Source organism: Pseudomonas sp. LFS044, assembly GCF_047978245.1.
Taxonomy (GTDB): domain Bacteria; phylum Pseudomonadota; class Gammaproteobacteria; order Pseudomonadales; family Pseudomonadaceae; genus Aquipseudomonas.
In genome coordinates, this window is the sequence record NZ_JBFPFX010000004.1 from 205,665 (window position 1) to 226,467 (window position 20,803).

17 protein-coding genes and 1 pseudogene are annotated in these 20,803 nt (G+C 62.7%); 10 read left to right on the forward strand and 8 right to left on the reverse strand.

Features of this window, described 5'->3' with window-relative positions:
* Positions 1–122 precede the first annotated feature (122 nt).
* The gene (gene katE / locus ACNQPL_RS05050) at positions 123–2,288 is read left to right on the forward strand and encodes a catalase HPII (protein WP_346612811.1); all 2,166 of its coding nucleotides are present in this window, start codon (positions 123–125) and stop codon (positions 2,286–2,288) included.
* Between the two features lie 104 nt (positions 2,289–2,392).
* Here the strand turns inward: katE and ACNQPL_RS05055 are convergent, their stop codons facing one another.
* The 4 genes from ACNQPL_RS05055 to zur form a co-directional block, all read right to left on the reverse strand.
* Positions 2,393–3,100: a PA5502 family lipoprotein gene (locus ACNQPL_RS05055; protein WP_416466137.1), complete on the reverse strand. Its 708-nt coding sequence runs from the start codon at positions 3,098–3,100 to the stop codon at positions 2,393–2,395.
* Positions 3,101–3,227: 127 nt separating this feature from the next.
* A complete protein-coding gene (znuB, locus tag ACNQPL_RS05060) occupies positions 3,228–4,010 on the reverse strand; it encodes a zinc ABC transporter permease subunit ZnuB (RefSeq protein ID WP_387523096.1) in 783 nt (260 codons plus the stop codon).
* Entirely contained in the window at positions 4,003–4,776 is a 774-nt protein-coding gene (znuC, locus tag ACNQPL_RS05065) for a zinc ABC transporter ATP-binding protein ZnuC (protein WP_416466138.1), read from the reverse strand. Before znuC ends, znuB begins: the two co-directional genes overlap by 8 nt.
* Entirely contained in the window at positions 4,773–5,258 is a 486-nt protein-coding gene (zur, locus tag ACNQPL_RS05070; RefSeq protein WP_346612815.1) for a zinc uptake transcriptional repressor Zur, read from the reverse strand. Before zur ends, znuC begins: the two co-directional genes overlap by 4 nt.
* Before the next feature lie 18 nt (positions 5,259–5,276).
* Between zur and ACNQPL_RS05075 the strand changes: the two genes are divergently transcribed.
* Positions 5,277–6,233, forward strand: a complete 957-nt coding sequence (locus tag ACNQPL_RS05075; protein ID WP_416466139.1) for a zinc ABC transporter substrate-binding protein — start codon at positions 5,277–5,279, stop codon at positions 6,231–6,233.
* Between the two features lie 211 nt (positions 6,234–6,444).
* Here the strand turns inward: ACNQPL_RS05075 and ACNQPL_RS05080 are convergent, their stop codons facing one another.
* Positions 6,445–7,395 (reverse strand): homoserine kinase, encoded by a 951-nt coding sequence (locus tag ACNQPL_RS05080; protein WP_416466140.1) that lies wholly within the window; start codon positions 7,393–7,395, stop codon positions 6,445–6,447.
* A 69-nt stretch (positions 7,396–7,464) separates the two neighbouring features.
* A complete protein-coding gene (locus ACNQPL_RS05085; protein WP_346612818.1) occupies positions 7,465–7,752 on the reverse strand; it encodes a DUF2782 domain-containing protein in 288 nt (95 codons plus the stop codon).
* 74 nt (positions 7,753–7,826) lie between these two features.
* Here ACNQPL_RS05085 and polA point away from each other — a divergent pair, with 74 nt between their 5' ends.
* Entirely contained in the window at positions 7,827–10,574 is a 2,748-nt protein-coding gene (gene polA, locus ACNQPL_RS05090; protein WP_416466141.1) for a DNA polymerase I, read from the forward strand.
* 378 nt (positions 10,575–10,952) lie between these two features.
* Here polA and yihA read toward each other — a convergent pair whose 3' ends face one another.
* Positions 10,953–11,585, reverse strand: a complete 633-nt coding sequence (gene yihA, locus ACNQPL_RS05095) for a ribosome biogenesis GTP-binding protein YihA/YsxC (protein WP_416466142.1) — start codon at positions 11,583–11,585, stop codon at positions 10,953–10,955.
* 193 nt (positions 11,586–11,778) lie between these two features.
* Between yihA and ACNQPL_RS05100 the strand changes: the two genes are divergently transcribed.
* From ACNQPL_RS05100 to ACNQPL_RS05130, 7 genes and pseudogenes are all read left to right on the forward strand, one after another.
* Complete coding sequence (locus ACNQPL_RS05100) at positions 11,779–12,081, forward strand: c-type cytochrome (protein WP_346612821.1); 303 nt, start codon at positions 11,779–11,781, stop codon at positions 12,079–12,081.
* A 31-nt stretch (positions 12,082–12,112) separates the two neighbouring features.
* On the forward strand, positions 12,113–12,730 hold the full coding sequence (locus ACNQPL_RS05105; protein WP_346612822.1) for a c-type cytochrome: 618 nt from the start codon (positions 12,113–12,115) through the stop codon (positions 12,728–12,730).
* Between the two features lie 153 nt (positions 12,731–12,883).
* The gene (dsbA, locus tag ACNQPL_RS05110) at positions 12,884–13,519 is read left to right on the forward strand and encodes a thiol:disulfide interchange protein DsbA (protein WP_346612823.1); all 636 of its coding nucleotides are present in this window, start codon (positions 12,884–12,886) and stop codon (positions 13,517–13,519) included.
* 34 nt (positions 13,520–13,553) lie between these two features.
* Positions 13,554–14,386: pseudogene (locus ACNQPL_RS05115) on the forward strand (endonuclease/exonuclease/phosphatase family protein).
* A gap of 98 nt (positions 14,387–14,484) precedes the next feature.
* A complete protein-coding gene (locus ACNQPL_RS05120; RefSeq protein WP_416466143.1) occupies positions 14,485–16,455 on the forward strand; it encodes a diguanylate cyclase in 1,971 nt (656 codons plus the stop codon).
* Between the two features lie 64 nt (positions 16,456–16,519).
* Positions 16,520–17,296 carry an N-acetylmuramoyl-L-alanine amidase gene (locus ACNQPL_RS05125; RefSeq protein ID WP_346612826.1) on the forward strand — a complete coding sequence of 259 codons (777 nt, stop codon included), beginning with the start codon at positions 16,520–16,522 and terminating at the stop codon, positions 17,294–17,296.
* A gap of 87 nt (positions 17,297–17,383) precedes the next feature.
* Positions 17,384–19,003: an EAL domain-containing protein gene (locus ACNQPL_RS05130; RefSeq protein WP_346612827.1), complete on the forward strand. Its 1,620-nt coding sequence runs from the start codon at positions 17,384–17,386 to the stop codon at positions 19,001–19,003.
* Between the two features lie 33 nt (positions 19,004–19,036).
* Here the strand turns inward: ACNQPL_RS05130 and ACNQPL_RS05135 are convergent, their stop codons facing one another.
* Positions 19,037–20,803, reverse strand: coding sequence for a KinB sensor domain-containing domain (locus tag ACNQPL_RS05135; RefSeq protein WP_416466144.1), 1,767 nt, complete (start codon positions 20,801–20,803; stop codon positions 19,037–19,039).

Here is a 20,803-nt window from a genome sequence, read left to right on the forward strand (position 1 = left end):
TTCTTAGCATTTATTTCGTAATGGACCAACCCAGCCGGCATAACGCGACAACTGGTAAAGCTTATTGAACGTAGCCAAAGGCGCTCCAGTCACTACTAGAACAATGCCCCAAGGGCAGCCTGATGACTGATGAGGAGGCCAAGATGCCTAGCAAGAAGACGGACACGTCCAAGCAAAGCCAGCTCGCGGGTACTGACACACCCGACCGCGCCAATACCAATGCCAAGGTGCAAAGCCTTGAGGATGTGCGCAGCGACGCCACGGGCGAGGCGCTGCGCACCAACCAGGGCGTGCGCATTGCTGATAACCAGAACACGCTGAAGGCAGGTGATCGCGGGCCGTCGCTGCTCGAAGACTTCATCATGCGTGAGAAAATCACCCACTTCGACCACGAGCGCATTCCTGAGCGCATCGTTCATGCCCGCGGCACGGGCGCGCATGGCTTCTTCCAGAGCTATGGCAACCATGCGCAGCTGACCAAGGCCGGTTTTCTTCAGGACCCGGAAAAGATCACCCCGGTATTCGTTCGCTTTTCCACCGTACAGGGCCCACGGGGTTCGGGCGACACTGTGCGCGACGTTCGTGGTTTTGCAGTGAAGTTCTACACGGATGAGGGTAATTTCGACCTCGTTGGCAACAACATGCCGGTGTTCTTCATTCAGGATGCGATCAAGTTTCCAGACTTCGTCCACGCCGTGAAGCCTGAACCGCACAACGAGACCCCTACCGGCGGTTCCGCCCATGACACCTTCTGGGACTTCGTCTCGCTGGTGCCGGAGTCCGCGCACATGGTCATGTGGGCGATGTCCGACCGCGCCATCCCGCGCAGCCTGCGCATGATGGAAGGGTTTGGCGTGCACACCTTCCGCCTCATCAACGCCGAGGGTGTATCCAGTTTCGTCAAGTTCCACTGGAAGCCGGCCCAAGGCGTGCACTCGGTGCTGTGGGACGAAGCGCAGAAACTGGCGGGCAAGGACGCCGACTTCCACCGTCGTGACCTGTGGGAGGCCATCGAGACCGGCGATTACCCGGAATGGGAGCTGGGCGTGCAGATCGTACCGGAGGCCGATGAGCATAAATTCGACTTCGACCTGCTCGACCCGACCAAGATCATCCCTGAAGAAACGGTGCCGGTGACCCCGCTGGGCAAGATGGTACTCAACCGCAACCCGGACAACTTCTTCGCCGAGGTCGAGCAGGTTGCCTTCTGCCCAGGGCATATCGTGCCGGGCATCGACTTCAGTAATGACCCGCTGCTGCAAGGCCGACTGTTCTCGTATACCGATACTCAACTAAGCCGCCTGGGCGGGCCGAATTTTCACGAGATCCCGATCAACCGGCCGGTGGCGCCCAACCACAATAACCAGCGCGATGCATTGCACCGGCAAACCATCCACAAGGGGCGCGCGTCCTACGAGCCGAACTCGATCGACGGCGGTTGGCCCAAGGAAACCCCTGCCGGCCCGCAGGACGGCGGTTTCGAGAGCTATCACGAGCGTATCGACGCTTACAAGATCCGCCAGCGCAGCGAGTCGTTCGGCGATCACTTCTCGCAGGCGCGCTTGTTCTTCCAGAGCTTGAGTGCAAACGAGCAGCAGCACGTTATCAAGGCCTACAGCTTTGAGCTCGGCAAGGTCGAGCGTGAGCCTATTCGCGCCCGTGAGGTGAATGAAATCCTTGCCAACATCGACTTGAAGCTGGCAGCTGCGGTGGCGGCCAACCTTGGCCTGCCAGCGCCAAAAGCCGGCACGGTGAAAGTCAAAGGCAGCAAGCTGGCGCAATCGCCTGCCCTGAGCCAGATGAACCATCCTGGCACGGTTGGCGTGAAGGGGCGCAAGATCGCCCTGCTGGTGGCTGATGGCGTAGACGGCGCCAGTGTCGATCGCCTGGTGAAAGCGCTTGAAGCCCATAGCACGCGCATCCTGTTGCTGGGGCCGACTTCGGCGCCAGTGAAGACGGCCGATGGCAAAGCGCTGCCAGTGGATGCATCGATGGAGGGCATGCCTTCGATCATGTTCGACGGGATCGTCGTGCCGGCGGGCAAGGCGTCACTGGATGCCCTGGCCGCCAGCGGCCTGGCCAAGCACTTCTTGTTGGAGGGCTACAAGCACCTCAAGGCGATTACCTTGGCCAGTGAAGGCAAGGGCCTGCTCGGGGCGCTGGGGCTCAAGGAAGACAAGGGCCTGGTGCTGGGGGATGACCAGAAGACCGTGGATGCTTTTGTCAAAGCGGTCGCGGGGCACCGGGTTTGGGAAAGGGAGGCGGCTGCGGAGGGTGTGCCTGCGTAAAGGGCTGCGTTGCAGCCCATTGCCGGCAAGCCGGCTCCCACGAATGCTCCACAGTTTTCAAGGGCTGTGGGGTGCCTGTGGGAGAGGGCTTGCCTGCGAAGCACTCAATGCTGATGCGGGACCAATACTACCTGGGCCGGCAATTTGCGTTGAATTTCATGCTTCTGCTTCAGCTCGAAGCTGCTGTCGAGCTTGTGAACGCGCTTCGCCAGCAGGTTTTTCAACCACGGTGCATCCTCGGTGCGTGGCACCTGGAACACCACTTCACACTGGTAATTCACCACGTCTTTGGCAATTTCATCGAGCTGTCGGCGCATGGCCGCGATATCCGTGGTCTTCAGTGCAATGACCGTGCTCGGCGCTGTCGGGTCTATCACCCGTGCCATGGGTTTGGCTTCGGCCGCTTTCAACGCAGCCTCGGCCTTTTCCAGCTCTGCCTTGCGGGCCTGGCTGACGGCGTCACCGCCCGTCACCGCAGGTGCTTGCGGCATCAGCGCACGCGCACGGGCCAGCGCGGTGGCGGCAGCGTTCACATCGCCCTTTTGCAGGACGATCTGGCTGCGCTTGAGGTATGCCTCGGCCAACTGCCGCTGGAACGGCTCCAGGCGGGCATCGTCAGGCGATTGCGCCTGCAGTGAGGCCAACTGGTCTTCGGCGGTGGCCAATTCATTGCTGGTAATACTTTGCTGCAGCTGCTGCCAGGCATCGGCTTGGGCAGGTGCACTGGCCTGCTCGACCGGCGCGCTGGAACACGCGGCCAGGAACAGGGAAAACGCGGCAACAAGCAGATAACGGGATGCGAACGGCTTCATTCCTGCGACTCTCTATTTGCGCAAAAAGCGAGCAAGTCTACACCCAGGTGCGCACGCTCGAAAACAAGTCTTACAGACCTTTTACCCGCGGAAAGGTTGCAGGGTGCGCCTTGGCACACCCCGGTTTTCAGCGTTTTGGCAGGGCCAGGCTCAGCAAGAATAGCACCGCCGCGCAGACCACGATCGATGGGCCGGCCGGCGTGTCCTTGAACCAGGACATGGCCAGGCCGCCGCATACCGCGGTTACACCCAGCAGGCTGGCGCCCAGGGCCATCTGCTCCGGCGAGCGTGCGTGGCGTTGTGCCGCAGCCGCCGGGATGATCAGCAGCGAGGTGATCAACAGCACACCGACGATTTTCATGGCTACGGCGATTACCACGGCAATCAACAGCATCAGCGCCATGCGCAGGCCGGCAACTGGCAAGCCTTCGACCATGGCCAGCTCCTCGTGCACGGTGACCGCCAGCAACGGCCGCCACAGGGCGGCAAGCAGCAGCAACACCAGCGCGCTGCCGCCAAGGATCCAGGCGAGGTCCGTGGTGCTGATGGCCAGCAGGTCACCGAACAGGTAGGCCATCAGGTCGATGCGCACGTCGTGCATGAAGCTCAGCACCACCAAACCTAGAGACAGGGTACTGGGCGCGAGGATGCCCAGCAGCGTGTCGGACGCCAGCGGCTGGCGTTGCTGCAGGGTCACCAGCAGGATCGCCAGCAGCAGGCAGCCCACGGTTACCGCCAGCGCGGGGCTGACATCCAGCACGAAGCCCATTGCCACGCCCAGCAGGGCCGCGTGGGACAGCGTGTCGCCGAAATAGGCCATTCGCCGCCACACCACGAATGAGCCCAGCGGGCCAGCCACCAGCGCCAGGGAAAGACCCGCGAGCAGGGCGTAGAGAAGAAAATCAGCCATGCTTGCAGTGGTCTCCGTGAACATGGGTGCCAGGGGCGACCACCGAGCCATGCAGGTCGTGGCTGTGGTCGTGGTGGTGGTGGTAGACGGCAAGGCTCGGGGCGTTCTGGCCGAACAGCTCGACGAAGGCCGGGTCGTTGCTGACTTGCTCGGGGTGGCCTGAGCAGCACACATGGCGGTTCAGGCAGACCACCTGGTCGGTGGCGCTCATCACCAGGTGCAGATCGTGCGAAACCATCAGCACGCCGCAGCCGTGGCGGTCGCGCAGGCGGGTGATGAGGTTGTACAGCTCGGTCTGGCCGACCACGTCGACGCCTTGTACAGGCTCATCCAGCACCAGCAGCTGCGGCTCGCGCAGCAGCGCCCGGGCCAATAGCACACGCTGCATCTCGCCGCCGGAGATGGTCTGGATCGGGCTGTCGATAACCTGCTCGGCGCCGACTTCCTGCAGTGCCGACAGGGCTGCCGCGCGGTCTACACCGGGCACCAGGCGCAAAAAGCGCAGTACTGACAATGGCAGCGTGGCGTCCACCTGAATTTTTTGCGGCATGTAGCCGATGCGCAGTTTCGGCTTGCGCCAGACCTTGCCGCGATGCGGCTTGAGCAGCCCTAACACGGCACGCACCAGCGTGGTTTTGCCAGCCCCGTTAGGGCCGATCAGGGTCACGATCTGGCCGGGTGCCACCGAGAGGTCGATGCTGTCGAGCACCGGCTCGCCGCCAAACGTGACGCCGACCTGCTCGAGGCGGATCAGTGCGTTGCTCATGCCGCCCCCCGGCAGTTGCCGCACAGGCCGACGATCTCCACCGTCTGCGTTTCGACGCTGAAGCCCACGCCCTTGGCGCTGTCGATGATCGCATTGCTGATGCTGTCCTGCTCCAACTCAATGGCCACATGGCACTCGCGGCAGATCAGGAACTGGCCTTGGTGCGCATGTTCCGGGTGGCTGCAGCCGATGAAGGCGTTGAGCGACGCAATACGGTGCACAAGGCCATTCTCCAGAAGAAAATCCAGCGCCCGATAGACGGTCGGCGGCGCTGCGCGGCGACCGTCCTGTTCGCTGAGCACGGCGAGGATGTCGTAGGCGCCCAGTGGTTTGTGGCTCTGCCACACCAGCTCCAGCACACGGCGGCGCAGCGCGGTCAGGCGCAGGCCCTGGCGGGTGCACAGCACCTCGGCTTCGGCCAAGGCGCTGTGCACGCAATGGGAATGATCGTGGGGACGGTGAGCCAGCGGCGTGATGGACATGGGCAGCGACGGTTCTGGATGGAGACGTTATTATGTTACCTGTTTCTGACGACTCGAGTATTCACCGTGTCCCGATTCCTTGTGCTTTTTGTCGCTTTCCTCGCCTGCTCGGCGCAGGCCGATGTACGTGTGCTGACCAGTATCAAACCGCTGCAGCAGATTGCCGCCGCCGTACAGGACGGTGTTGGCACGCCCGAGGTGCTGCTGCCGCCTGGCGCTTCGCCGCACCATTACGCCCTGCGCCCGTCGGACGTACGCCGCGTCGGCGATGCCGACCTGCTGTACTGGATTGGCCCGGACATGGAAGGCTTCCTGCCGCGGGTGCTGGGCAGCCGCAGCAAGCCGACGGTGGCTGTGCAGTCGCTGGCGGGCATGTCGCTGCGCCACTTTGGCGAGGACAGCCATTCCCACGAAGGCGATGACCACGACGACCATGACCACGATCACCGCCCAGGCAGCCTGGACGCTCACTTGTGGTTGTCGTCAGTGAACGCCCGGGTCATTGCCACGAAGATGGCGGCGGACCTGGCGGCGGCGGACCCAGCCAACGCGGCGCGCTACCAGAGCAACCTCAAAGCCTTCACCGAACGCCTGGATGGCCTGGATGCGCGTATCAAGGCGAGGGTGGCGGGCATTGCCGACAAGCCCTACTTCGTGTTCCACGAAGCGTTCGACTACTTCGAGTCGGCTTATGGCCTGAAGCACACCGGCGTGTTCAGCGTGGCGGCCGAAGTGCAGCCGGGCGCGCAGCATGTGGCGGCCATGCGCAAGCGCCTGCAGGAAGTGGGCAAGACCTGTGTGTTCAGCGAACCGCCGCTGCGCCCGCGGTTGGCTGAGACGCTGACGGCCGGGTTGCCGGTGAGGTTGGCGGAACTGGATGCGCTGGGTGGGAACGATCCGGTGGATGCCAAAGGTTACGAGCGTTTGCTGGATAAGCTGGGCAGTGACTTGGTGGGGTGCCTGGAGCAGCTTTGACAACAGTGCCGGCCTCATCGCGGGCAAGCCCGCTCCTACCGGTTGGTCACTGCCCTTGAGGACGGTGGTGTACCTGTAGGAGCGGGCTTGCCCGCGATGAGGCCGCCGCAGTGCCTGGAGCAGCTCTAAACACTTTCCGACCTCTCGCGGATGAATCCGCTCCTACAGGTTCACCAACGCCCTTGTAGGAGTGGATTCATCCGCGAAGGGGTTACAAGGCGAACGGCAAGTGCAGCGCCACCTGCTGTCGCTGCGCCAAACGCACTTCGAACTCGCTCGGGTCATGGATCATCACATCCATCCCCGCGAACGATTCGGCCGCGATCAAGCGCGACAGCCAGAAGCGCACGCACCCTACCCGCAACATTTCGGGCCACAACTCGGCCTCGGCTGCCGTGAACGGCCGCAGCGCCGCGTAGGCCGCCAGCAATGCCTGGGCGCGGGGCACCTCGATTGCGCCGTGCTCGTCCAGGCACCAGTCGTTCACGGTGATGGCGATGTCATACAGCATCGGCCCCGAGCAGGCGTTGTAGAAGTCGATCACGCCGGTCAGGTGAGTGCCTTCGAACATCACATTGTCGCGGAACAGGTCGGCATGCAGGTTGGCCCGGGGCAAGGCCAGGATCTGCGCCTTGTGCGCGATGATTTCGTCCAGCGCGGGCTGCAGCAGCGCTGCCTGTTCGTCGGTCAGGCGCGGCATCAGCTCGGCGCCGGACGCCAGCATCCAGTCCAGCCCGCGGTCGGTCTTGCGCTCGATGACGTGGTCGCGGGTGGCCAGATGAATGTGCGCCAGCAGCTCGCCGACCTGGGCGCAATGCTGATTGTTCGGGGCCTTGATGTGCTTGCCCGACAGCCGCGGTTGCAAAAGCGCCGGCTTGCCGCACAGCGCGCGCAGGCCATTGCCGTCGCGGTCGCGGATGGCGTAAGGCACCGGCATGTCGGCAGCGTGCAGGGTGTCGAGCAGTTCGATGAAGAACGGCATGTCCTCGCTGGGCCCGCGCTCGATCAGCGTCAGGACGAACTCCCCCTGTTCGAGGCTGACGAAGAAATTGCTGTTTTCGGTGCCGGCGGCAATGCCCTGGAAGTCGAGCAGACGGCCCAGATGGTACGGCGCCAGAAAAGTTTCCAGCTCAGGCCGGGTCACGGGGGTGAAGACTGACATGATGAAAAAATGCCCATACGGGCACTTCCGCCGGGAAGTGCCGGGTTGATGTGAACGATACGCGTCAGATTACCACTCGAAGATCTTCCAGGACGGGATCAGCATGTCCGGTTGGTCGGAACGAATGAAATTGCCATCAGAGCCATCGGCGCGTACCAGAAAATAAGGCTTGCCGTTTTTCGGTGTGATCTTGATCGCATACAGGAAGCCGTTCTGCCGGTATTCCTGGATGGTTTTATCGCCTTCCGTGCGAATGGTCACCTCGGGATCTGCCGAGGGGGCGTCGTCCGCCGCCAGGGTGACGACTGGCATGGTTGCCATCAGGCCGAGCAGTAACAGGCGATTGAGTGTACGCATGATAACCTTGTCCCTTTGTCGTCATTGATCCGGCTATTCTAGCTCCGGACCCGCCGAAAAGGTTGATTCTGCTCATGAGCCAAGCGCCCCTCGTCCTGGTGGACGGTTCCTCCTACCTTTACCGCGCCTTCCACGCGCTGCCGCCGCTGACCACCTCCAAAGGCATGCCCACCGGCGCGGTCAAAGGTGTGCTGAACATGCTCAAGAGCCTGCGCAAGCAATACCCCGACAGCCTGTTCGCGGTGGTCTTCGACGCCAAAGGCGGCACTTTCCGCGATGCCATGTTCGCCGAGTACAAGGCCAACCGCCCAAGCATGCCGGATGACCTGCGGGTGCAGGTCGAGCCCCTGCATGCCAGCGTCAAGGCTCTGGGTTACCCGCTGCTGTGCGTCGAAGGCGTTGAGGCCGACGACGTGATCGGCACCTTGGCACGCAGCAGCGCGGCCATGGGCCGGCCGGTGATCATTTCGACCGGTGACAAGGACATGGCGCAGTTGGTGGATGACCACGTTACCCTGGTCAACACCATGACCGGCAGCGTCATGGACGTCGCCGGTGTGCACGAAAAGTTCGGCGTCGGCCCGGAACACATCATCGATTTCCTCGCCCTGATGGGCGACAAGGTCGACAACATCCCGGGCGTTCCTGGTGTTGGCGAAAAGACTGCGGTGGGCCTGCTGACCGGTATCGGCGGTGGCCTCAGCGACCTGTATGCCAACCTCGACAAGGTGCCGACGCTGGCCATCCGCGGCGCGAAGACCTTACCGGCCAAGCTTGAAGAACACCGCGACGCCGCGTTCATGTCCTACGAACTGGCAACCATCAAGCTCGACGTGCCGCTCGATATCGAAGTGGACGCGCTGGTGTGTGGCGAGCCGGACCGCGAGGCGCTACTGGCGCTGTATACCGAGATGGAGTTCAAGAGCTGGATTGCTGACGTGCAGCGTGACGCCGCCAGGGCCGGTGCTGAAATTGCGCCGGCCGAGGCGCCTGTGGAAAAGGTCGAGCCGAAGTACGAGACCATCCTCGACCAAGCCCGTTTTGACGCCTGGCTGGAGAAGCTGCGCCAGGCGCCGCTGTTCGCGTTCGATACCGAAACCACCAGCCTGGATGCGCAACAGGCGCAGCTGGTTGGCCTGTCCTTCGCCGTGCATGCCCACGAAGCGGCGTACGTGCCGCTGGCCCACGACTACGAAGGCGCGCCGGTTCAGCTGGATCGCGAAGCCGTGTTGCTGGCGTTGAAACCGCTGCTGGAAGACCCGGCCAAGGCCAAGGTCGGGCAGAACGCCAAGTACGACATCAACATCCTCGCCAATGGCTCGCCGGCCATTCAGATGCAGGGGGTGGCCTACGACACCATGCTGGAATCGTACGTGCTGAACTCCACCGCCACCCGTCACGACATGGACAGCCTGGCGCAGAAGTACCTCGACCACGCGACCATCTCGTTCGAGGACATCGCCGGCAAGGGCGCCAAGCAGCTGACCTTCAACCAGATCCACCTGGACAAGGCCGGCCCGTACGCGGCGGAAGATGCCGACATCACCCTGCGCCTGCACCAGGCGCTGCAAGCCCGCCTGGCCCAGACGCCGAGCGTGCAGCCCGTGCTGATGGACATCGAAATGCCGCTGGTGCCGGTGCTGGCCAAGATCGAGCGCCAAGGTGCGTTGGTCGATGCCGCCTTGCTGCAGGTACAGAGCGGTGAACTGGGTGTGAAGATGGCCGACCTTGAACGGCGCGCCTACGAGCTGGCCGGTGAACAATTCAACCTGGGCTCGCCCAAGCAGCTTGGCTCGATCCTCTACGACAAGCTGGGCATGCCGGTGCTGAGCAAGACCGCCAAGGGCCAGCCGTCCACGGCCGAAGCGGTACTCGACGACCTGGCCGTGCAGGGCTACCCGCTGCCCGAGGTACTGATGCAGTACCGCAGCCTGAGCAAGCTCAAGAGCACCTACACCGACAAGCTGCCGGGGCAGATCAACCCGCGCACCGGGCGCATCCACACCTCCTATCAGCAGGCCGTAGCCGCGACCGGTCGCTTGTCGTCAAGCGACCCGAACCTGCAGAACATCCCCATCCGTACAGCCGAAGGCCGGCGCATTCGCCAGGCCTTCGTCGCAAGCCCCGGCTACAAGCTGCTGGCTGCGGACTATTCGCAGATCGAACTGCGCATCATGGCCCACCTGGCCAAGGATGAAGGCCTGCTGCACGCCTTCCGCAACGACCTCGATGTGCACCGTGCCACGGCGGCAGAGGTCTTCGGAGTTGCGCTTGAAGAGGTCACGACCGATCAACGGCGCAGCGCCAAAGCGATCAACTTCGGCCTGATCTATGGCATGAGTGCCTTCGGCCTGGCCAAGCAGATCGGCGTGGACCGCAAGCAGTCGCAGGACTATATCGACCGCTATTTCGCCCGCTACCCCGGCGTACTGGCCTACATGGAGCGCACCCGTGCCCAGGCGGCCGAACAAGGTTTCGTCGAGACCCTGTTCGGGCGTCGCCTGTACCTGCCGGACATCAATGCCAAGAACCCGGCCCTGCGCAAAGGCGCGGAACGCACCGCGATCAACGCCCCGATGCAGGGTACTGCCGCCGATATCATCAAGCGGGCAATGGTCAATGTGGACAACTGGCTGAGCGAAAGCGGGCTGGACGCGCGCGTGATCCTGCAGGTGCACGACGAATTGGTGCTGGAAGTGCGCGAAGACCTGCTGGAGCAGGTGAAGGATGAAATTCGCGGGCACATGAGCCGCGCCGCACAACTGGATGTGCCGCTGCTGGTCGAAGTAGGTGTTGGCTCGAATTGGGATGAAGCTCACTGATTGAGCCGGGAAACCTGTGTAGGATCTGCGCTGTAGCGACGCGGATCCTGGCATGGCTCGATGCCATTAGTTCTACGGTTTCATGAAACTATCGCAAATAGTTTTGCGAGCTTCGGAACTAAACCGGTGAAGCGGAACTCAGAGTAACTGAATGGCTGGTGAAGCCCTTCGATGCTCCTATGTTGTGTTAAGTGTTGGCAGATACCTGGACCCCGCCCTAGCGGTCCAGACTTGAACCCCGAACTTCCCCCTCCCCATACGAAGTCCGGGGTTTTTTTTGCCCGCAATTCCTGGTTTGCGCGGCCCCTTGTGGGCGCGGCCATGTGTCGCGATGGGCCGCAAAGCGGCCCAGCATCCAAGTGTTGCCTGGTGCAGGCCTCAGGCTACCGGCTTGTCTTCCAGCGCCATCCAACCCGCCAGCACCCGGTAGGCCTCTTCCAACCCCAGGCGCTTGGGTGCCGAGAACAGCTGGATGGTCACGCCATCCCCCCAGCCCTTGCGGATTTCCGACTGGACCTTGAGCAGGGTGTTCTTGCCCGCGCCGTGGGTCAGCTTGTCGGCCTTGGTCAGCAGGATGTGCATCGGCATGCCGCTGGCGCGGGCCCAATCGAGCATCATCTTGTCGAAGTCGGTCATGGGGTGGCGCACATCCATCATCAGGATCACGCCGCGCAGGCATTCGCGGCCGCCCAGGTAGGCTTCCAGGTGGCGCTGCCAGTGCTGCTTGAGCGGGATCGGGACTTTTGCATATCCGTAGCCCGGCAGGTCGACCAATCGCCGTTCATCGTCCAGACTGAAGAAATTCAACAGCTGGGTGCGCCCTGGGGTCTTCGAGGTACGCGCCAGGCTGGCATGAGTCAGGGTATTGAGGGCGCTGGATTTGCCGGCGTTGGAACGGCCGGCGAAAGCCACCTCGTAACCCTGGTCGTCCGGGCATTGTTCGACCTTGGCAGCGCTGAGGGCGAATGTGGCTTTCTGGCAGAGGCCGAGGATGGGGTTCTTGACTTGCATGGGATATCCGATGTGGGTGTTGCCAAAGCCTAGGCCGGCAAGCGGTGTCGTTTCCGTTTGGATGGCGGAAGTATATAATGCCCCAGTTTTTGTGTGCTCATTATCCCAGCGAAGGAGAATGGGCATGGGGTGTCGAACAATAGCTCGCGCATCAGAACGCAGCGCGTCCCCCAACCCTGTCAGGTCGTTTCGCTTGGCGAAATGGCTGCTAGCTGTCGGTATGTTCCTGCCGTTTTTCAGCGCACAGGCTACACAGGATCCCGAGGCGTTGTACAACCGCACGTGTGCGGCCTGTCACGCCGGGCAGTTGCCACAGGCGCCCAGAAAGGGTGACCGGGCAGCCTGGGAGCCAAGGCTGGCGCAAGGCATGGAGGTACTCATGACGCATGTTTTTCAGGGTTTCAAGGCTATGCCGCCGCGTGGATTGTGCATGGACTGCAGTGCCGAGGACTACCGTTTGGTCATCCTTTGGATGAGCGGCAGTCCCGATACATAACATTTCACCCTTAGCCGTGTTGGATTAGCTGATGAACAAACTAGTCGTGAGTCTGCTGTTGACCATGGGTGTCGCAGGTGCGGCCACTGCTGCGCAACCTATAAAAGGCGATGCCGCCGCCGGCCAGGCCAAGACGGCCATCTGTGGTGCCTGCCACAACCCGGACGGCAATAGCCTGGCGCCGAACTTCCCGAAACTGGCCGGCCAGGGCCAGCGTTACCTCGAAAAACAACTGCACGAGATCAAGTCCGGCAAACGTACGGTGTTGGAAATGACCGGCATGCTGGCGAATTTCAATGACCAGGACCTGGCCGACATCGCCGCTTACTTCGCCAGCCAGAAAGGCAGCGTCGGCGCCGCCGATCCCAAGCTGGTCGACCGCGGTCGTGAGCTGTTCAACGGCGGCGACCTGGAAAAAGGCCTGCCCGCCTGTACTGGCTGCCACTCGCCCAACGGCGCAGGCATCGCCTTGGCCGGCTTCCCTCACCTCAGCGGCCAGCATACCCAGTACATCACCAAGCAACTCACCGACTTCCGCGAAGGCAACCGCACCAATGATGGCGACGCGATGACCATGCGCACGATTGCCGGCAAGCTGAGCAACCATGATATCGAAGCGTTGGCCAGCTACATCCAGGGCCTGCATTAACGTTCGGTTAATGCTGTAACGCTAAAGATGAAAGGGCGGCGCGGATCGCCCTTTTTTCAGTCCGCAGCCGTTACACTACAGAACTCGGGCCCTTCCCGACCTGTCTCAACACAGGTCGCGTCGAGGCGACCAATGACTGCTCAGGAGTAAAGCATGCGTAAACTGATTCTCAGCGCTGCGCTGGTCGCCGCCAGCGTATTCGGTATGGCCGCTGTCCAGGCCGCCGAGCCTGCCACGGCCGGCAAGGAATACCTCGAGCTGAGCAACCCTGTCCCGGTATCCGTCCCTGGCAAGATCGAAGTGGTCGAGCTGTTCTGGTACGGCTGCCCTCACTGCTACCACTTCGAGCCGGTAATCAACCCATGGGTTGAAAAACTGCCCAAGGACGTCAACTTCAAGCGCGTGCCTGCCATGTTCGGCGGCCCTTGGGATGCCCACGGCCAGATGTTCCTGACCCTCGAAGCCATGGGCGTGGAGCACAAGGTTCACGCCGCCGTGTTCGATGCCATCCAGAACAAGCGCATGCACCTGACCAAGCCTGACGAAATGGCCGATTTCCTCGCCACCCAAGGCGTCGACAAGGACAAGTTCCTCGCCACCTTCAACTCGTTCGCCATCAAAGGCCAGGTCAACCAGGCCAAGGAGCTGGCGAAGAAGTACGAAATCACTGGTGTACCGAGCATGGTGGTCAATGGCAAGTACCGCTTCGACCTCGGCACCGCTCAAGGCCCGGAAGGCGTGCTGAACGTTGCCGACCAGCTGATCGAGAAGGAGCGCGCCGCTAAGTAAGCGGCGAACCCCATGCGCCGCTTCAGAACCGCGCGTGGCATTGGCCTGCATGAGCCGCAGGTCAACGAGCATCATCTGCAGGCCAACGGCCTGCCGGAAGATGGTCGCCTGCGGCTGCTCAGCTTCAATATCCAGGTCGGCATCAGTACCGAGCGCTATCGCCATTACCTGACCCGCAGCTGGCAGCATTTGCTGCCGCATACCGGGCGTGCCAGCAACCTGCAGAAGATCGGCGACCTGCTCAACGACTTCGACCTGGTGGCCCTGCAGGAGGCCGACGGCGGCAGCCTGCGTTCGGGTTACGTCAACCAGGTGGAGCACCTGGCCCACCTGGGGGGCTTCCCCTACTGGTACCAGCAGCTCAACCGCAACCTCGGGCGCTTCGCCCAGCACAGTAATGGCGTGCTCAGCCGCCTGAAACCCCAACTCCTTGAAGACCACCCGCTGCCCGGCCCTGCTGGCCGCGGTGCAATCCTGGTACGCTTCGGCGAGGGCGAAAACGCGCTGATCGTAGTCATGATGCACCTGGCGCTTGGCGCCAAGACCCGCGCTCGCCAGTTGGCGTACATTCGTGAGCTGATCGGCGGCTACCGCCATCAGGTGCTGATGGGCGACATGAACACCCACGCGAACGACCTGCTCGACCACTCACCCCTGCGCGATCTTGGCCTGATCGCCCCTCAGGTCGAAGCCACCTTCCCCAGTTGGCGACCGCAGCGTTGCCTGGACCATATCCTGCTCAGCCCAACCCTGACCCTGGAGCGGGTCGAGGTGTTGGCACAGCCAATTTCCGACCATCTTCCGGTTGCCGTGGAGATCCGATTGCCTGATGCATTGACTGTGGATACGCTGCCGGTCTTGAGTTAGATCAGCATGCGCGTACTTGGGCCCTCAAGTGTTCGGGCCGCGCGCCGACAGCGTGTAACTACAGCCCAATAGATGCATCACCCGTCGCGGATCCAGGCATGACCGAAGAAGCCGAGCGCTGGAAAGAAAAATACCTTAAAAGCATCGAACAGCAGGAAAAACTCGAGCGGCGCTGGGAAGCGCGTCTCGACTTGCTGCGCCGAGGCCTGGTGCGCAGTACCCTGGCCGCCGAAGGCAGTGACAAGGTGGTCGACCAGTGCATGAAGGAAATGCGCGAGGTCATCCGCAGTGACAACATGGACGCAGGCCTCGCCGGGCTGATCCCACGGCTTGAGAAGGCCGTGCTGGACTCCGAGCAACGCCGCGAAACCCGTATGAACCAGGTCAGCGACGCGCTGACCGCACTGGTGACGCAGCTTCAGGGCCTACCGCTGCCTGGGGATGTATCGCGCCCGCTGAAGAAACTGGCGAAAAAGCTCGACGGCGGCGTCAGCCAGTCGCGCGAGTTGCCGCCACTGCTGGGCGAGCTAAGCGGCCTGCAAGGGCGCGCGCTTTCAGCATTGGGCAAGCCGGCTGAAGAAACCAGGCCAGGGCTGTTGCAGCGCTTGTTCGGTAACCGTGACGGTGAGCCGCAGGCTGATGTGCCTGCCGACCCGGAGCTTGCGCCGGCAACAGCACATTCCGAACCGCACCCAGTGGCGGATGGCCCCGTCCTGGTAGACCTGCCGCCATCGGATATGGACGAACTGCGTCCGGTGCAGGCGCCTGTTGAGGAGCCTCAAGAGGCGGCTATCGTCGAGCAGCAAGCTGCAGCCGACCCTGAACCGCAAGCACTGGAGCCTGAGCAGGCCGACGATGCCGAGGCAGCACCGGCACCTGCCGAAGCGCCGCTGCCTGCTGAACCCGAACCCACCGAGCAGGCGAAACAGCCCGACGAGCCGGCAGCCGAACCTGCAGCGCTGCCCCTCGAGGAAACCTTCGGTGAGGACGGCCCCTACTCGCTGCCCGACGCGGTCGAGCCGCCCTATAGCCAGGTTGCCGCGCACATTGAACAAACGCTGCTCGGCCTGCTCGACGACCTCAGCCTGCCGGAGCGCCACAAGGCGCAGGCCTTGGAGATGCGCGAGCGGGTGGCGCGTGGGCTGAACTGGTATGAGCTGATTCCGGTGCTCGATGACCTCGCCGTGCTCATGCTGGCGATCACCGACAGCGGGCAACACGAATTCGAGACTTACCTGCAGCAGCTCAACGAGCGCCTTGAAAGCTTCCAGAGCCATTTGCACGAAGCCAGCACCGGCCATGCCGACAACAGTGAGGCCGCCCGTGAGCTGGACAGCCAGTTGCGCGAACAGGTCGATGGCCTGCAGAACAGTGTCCAGGGTGCGGCCGACGTGGACAGCCTCAAGCACATTCTGGAAAACCGCCTGGAAGGCCTGCTGGGCACGATGGACGAGCATCAACACGCACGTGATCGCCGCGAACAAGAGCTCGCCGGGCGCCTGCAGGGGTTGGCTGAGCGTGTGGCCAGCATGGAACAGGAGGCGCTCGGTTATCGCGAGCATCTGGAGGAGCAGCGGCAGAAGGCTCTGATCGATCCGCTGACCGGCCTGCCCAATCGCGCCGCCTGGACCGAGCAGGTCGAGCGGGAAATACTCGACTGGCAGGAGAACGGCGGCCACCTGGCGATGGCGATACTCGACCTGGATCATTTCAAGCGTATCAATGACAGCTACGGCCACCTGGCCGGGGACAAAGTGCTGAAGATCGTCGCCGATCAGTTGCGCAAGCGCCTGCGCGCACGTGACTTCATCGCGCGTTTTGGTGGGGAAGAGTTCGTGCTGTTGCTGCCGCAGACTTCACCGGCTGCAGGTGCGCAGGTCGCCGAAGTGCTGCGCGCCGCGATCGAAGCCTGCCCGTTCCATTTCAAGGGAGAGCGGGTGGTGATCACCGCGTCCATCGGCCTGAGCACCTTCCGCTCCGGTGAGCGCGGCGACCAGGTGCTCAAGCGTGCCGATGCAGCCTTGTATCGCGCCAAGGACCTCGGCCGTAATCGCGTGGAACAAAGCTGAGCGGGTGGGCGTTGTGCGCATACGTTATGCTAATGCGCTACCGGCAATCACCGTGGCTTTTCCCATGAGAGCGTTATTTTCCGTACTTTTGCTGGTCGTGCTGGCCGGTTGTTCTACCGGCCTGCGCATCGACCGCAGCCACCCTTCGGCCAACCAGGATAACCGCATCCAGTTCGTTGTCCTGCATTACACCAACGCCTCGCTGGAGCGCTCGCTTGCACTGCTTACCCATGGCGAGGTCAGTGCCCATTACCTGATCGGCGATGGCCCGGCCACCGTTTACCAGCTGGTTGACGAAAACCGTCGGGCCTGGCACGCCGGCGACAGCCAATGGGATGGGCGTACCTGGCTGAACTCGAGCTCCATCGGCATCGAGATCGTCAACCCAGGCTTCGACACCACCCCCAATGGCCGTGTCTGGTACCCCTATAGCGAAGCGCAGATCCAGTCGTTGATCGCCTTGCTCAAGGACATCGTCAAACGCAACAACATCAACCCGCGCTACATCATCGGCCACAGCGACATCGCGCCCTTGCGCAAGCTCGATCCGGGGCCGCTGTTCCCGTGGAAGCGCCTGGCCGATGCGGGGCTGGGGGTGTGGCCAGAGGCGAATGCCGTGGCGCGGCAGCAGGCGTACTTCAACGCCAACCCGCCGACAATCGGCTGGTATCAGCAGGAGCTTGCACGCTTCGGCTACGCTATCGAGCAGACTGGGCAGCTGGATGTCGCCACACGGCATGTCATCGCGGCCTTCCAGATGCGCTTCCGGCCACAGCGCTTCGACGGCACGCCAGATGCGCAGACGGCTGCCATGTTGCAGGTAGTCAACCGGATGCGCTGACGCCCATCACGCTATCGCCCTCCGCCAAACGGCCAAGCTAAACCAGCATTCCGTTGCTATACCTTGTATATCAACTGGATGCTGCCCATGTCGGCTCTGATAACTGCTCTGCGCCAATTTTTTTACCGCCCCTGGATGCTGGCCTCCTTGGCAGCAATGGCCAGCGCTGCGGTATTGCTGACGGCCAGCATCGCCATTGCCCTGCATCAGATGAAGCAGAGCGAAAGTGCGCAGATGAATGCTCAGGGCGAGCGCTTCCTCGACCGCCTTGAGCAGGTATTCGGCCAGTTGCGTGAGGGCGTCGATGATCTGCAGGCGCAGCCGCTGCGTGGCTGCAGCCCTGCGATGCTGGCGCAACTGCAGCAGGTGGGCCTTGGCTCACGCTTCATCTATGAAGCGGCCTATGTAGACGCCAGCGTCGCCTGCTCGAACCGTGGAGGGGCCAGGGCGTTCGTGCCCACCCGGGCTCCGGACATCCAGGGGCCTACCTACAGTTACTGGCTGAACACCACGACCGAACCCAACGAAAACCTGGCCGCACTGATGCTTGCGCGTGGCAACTTCCTGGTCTCCACATCACGCGGGCACCTGACCGATGTGGTCGACCTGCCTCCCGGTGGCAGCCTGCTGGTGGTGCTGGACAACGGCACACGGGCGATTCCAGTGCTGGGCCCACCGCAAACCTGGCCACCGTCCAACAATTGGTCGCCCTCCAGCACAACCTCTTTGTTCGAGATGCATGACCGCCTTGTCTATCGAATGCCAACCAAGTCGCCGGATTACCAACTCGTCCTGATTGCCCCAAGGGCGAGCCTGCCGTTGCGGATGAACGGCATGCTCTGGTTGTTGTTCCCAGGGAGCGTTCTGGCGGCTTGCTGCATTGGCTGGCTGGTGCTGCAGTTGATCCTGCAGCGCCGCTCGATGAGCTCGGAGCTGCAAAATGCGCTGCGCCGCGGTGAGCTGCAGGTGCTGTACCAGCCCATCATGGAGCTGGATAGCCGGCGCTGCGTGGGCGCTGAGGCGCTGGTGCGCTGGCGACGCCCGGACGGCACGCTGACCAGCCCGGACTTGTTCATTCCGTTGGCGGAAAACACCGGGCAGATCCGCCAGATCACCGACTTCGTCCTGCAGCGTGTGCTGGAGCAACTGGGCCAGTTACTGCGTTCGCACCGTAACCTGTATATCTCGGTGAACCTTGCGGCCTGCGATGTGATGGTGCCGCGAATTGGCCGGGTAGCGGCGCGGTTGTTGGCGCTGCACCGCGTGGCGGCCAGCCAGATCGCCTTTGAAGTCACCGAGCGCGGGCTGATCGATGTGGTGGTGGCCCGTGACAACCTGCAGGCCCTGCGTTCGGTGGGGCATCAGGTGCTGATCGATGATTTTGGTACTGGCTATTGCAGCCTGGCCTATCTGCAGACCCTGCCGGTGGACTGCTTGAAGATCGACAAGGCTTTTATCGACGCACTTGGCCATGACGCTGCCAGCAGTGGCGTGGCACCGCACATCATTCGCATGGCCCACGACCTTCATCTGCGGGTAATCGCCGAGGGTATCGAATGTGAAGCCCAGGCGGTGCTGCTGAACAGCGAGGGCGTCAATTACGGGCAGGGCTGGTTGTTCGCCCACCCGCTCAATGCCCGACAGTTCGTCGAGCTGGTAACCCGTGGGCGGCAGGTGCGCAGGCAACGGATCGATGATGAGCCTTGAGTGTGAGGCTCATGCATCCCCTGCGCGTCATCGTCAAACCGGCAGCGCCATGTAGAACTGCGTCCCCTGCCCTGGCCGGGAAAACACGCCCATGCGCCCGCCGTGCAACTGCACGATCTCTTTGCAGAGCGCCAACCCCAGCCCGGCCCCGCCTTTCTTGCGCCCAACCTGCACAAAGGGCTCGAAGATGCGCCCCTGCTGCCCATAGGCGATACCCTCGCCGTTATCCTCGACACTGACGATCACCCGTTCCCCGTGGCGCCTTGCGTGCAGGCGAATCCGCCCACCGCTGGGGGTGTGGCGAACGGCGTTGTGCAACAGGTTGTCGAGCACGCGGTCGAGTTGCGCGACATCCGCCTGGATGCGCGGCAGCGGCGGTTCCAGCGCCTTGATCAGTTCAATCTGCTTGCTCGCGGCGTGTTCGCCAAAGCGTATCTGGGCGCGCTCAAGCAAATCATCTATGGCGCAGGGTGCAAGTTCGAGTTTTTGCAGCCCGCTCTGGTAGCGCGAGAAGTTGAGCAGGTCGTTGATCAGCTGAGTCAGGCGCTGCATTTCTTCGCCGATGGTATCCAGCAAGTCATTCTCGCGGGCCTCGGGCGGGAACTTCACCCGCTCGCGCAACAGCCCGAATGCCATGTGCATGCCGGTGACCGGGGTACGCAGTTCGTGCGAGGCGCGCAGCACGAACTCGCTGCGCACACGCTCGAACGCGCGCTGCTCGGTTACATCGTGCAGCACCATGACAGCGCCGAGAATCGGCCCTTGCGGGTGGCTGACCGGGGTCAGGCTATAGGTCAGCAAGCGTGACTCTTCATCGACCTCGATACTCAGGTCGTCGGGTGGGCGATCCAGGCTGCCGCCCCGCAGTACCTGGCGCAGCTGTTGCTCCAGCTCAGGGCGTTGCAGAGCCTCGGCAAGGCCACTGCCCACCCGGCTGTTGCTCCAGCCGAGCTGGCGCTGGGCAACCGGGTTGAGATGCTCGAGCTGCCCTTGGCGGTCGATGATCAGCAAACCATCGTCGATGCTGTCGAGCACGGCCTGCAGGCGTTGCTGGCCGGCCAGCAGTTCATCCACGTTGGTAGCCTGGTGCTTGCGCAGCGCATCGGCCATCATCCCGAAGCGCCGGGTGAGCTGATTAAGCTCGACCGCCTGCGTCACTGGCAAGGTCACATCGAAGTCGCCTCGGCCCAGTTGATCTGCGGCTTTGGCCAGGGCTTCGATGGGTTGGCCAAAGCGGCGGGCGATGTTGTGCGCTGTGATGAAACCCAGCACCAGCACCACCAGGCCCATCAAGCCGAGCACGCCGCTGACCAGCAAGGCCCGGTCGCGGGTTTGCTCTTCGCTGCGGGTGATGTGGTCGAGGGCCTGCTTGTGGGAGTCGATCAGGTCGGTACGCACCTGATTGAAAGCAGCCCCCAGTGGCTGATCGATGCCCATGCTGCGAGCCGGCGACGGGCTGTCGCGGTAGGCCTGCAGGAATGTCTGGTAGTTGCTGCTGGCCTTGCTGAAACCGGTGCGCTCGCCGCCGTTTTCCAGGCCCTGATTCAGTTGCGCCTGGAAGTTGTCCTGCAGCGCACGCAGGCTATCAGGCGCGGTGTCTTCGTCGAGCATCAGGGTCAGCTGCTCGCCCAGGTTTTGGCGCAGTTTCAGGCCGATTTCCAGCGCGTGGGTGGTGTCGCGCACGGATTGTTGTTGCACGGTGGCCATCTGCAGCACGCTGATCAGGCCCAGCATCAGGCCTAGCAAGGCGACTGTCACCAGCGCCGAAATGCTGAGAAAAAGCCGCGTGCGCAGCTTCAT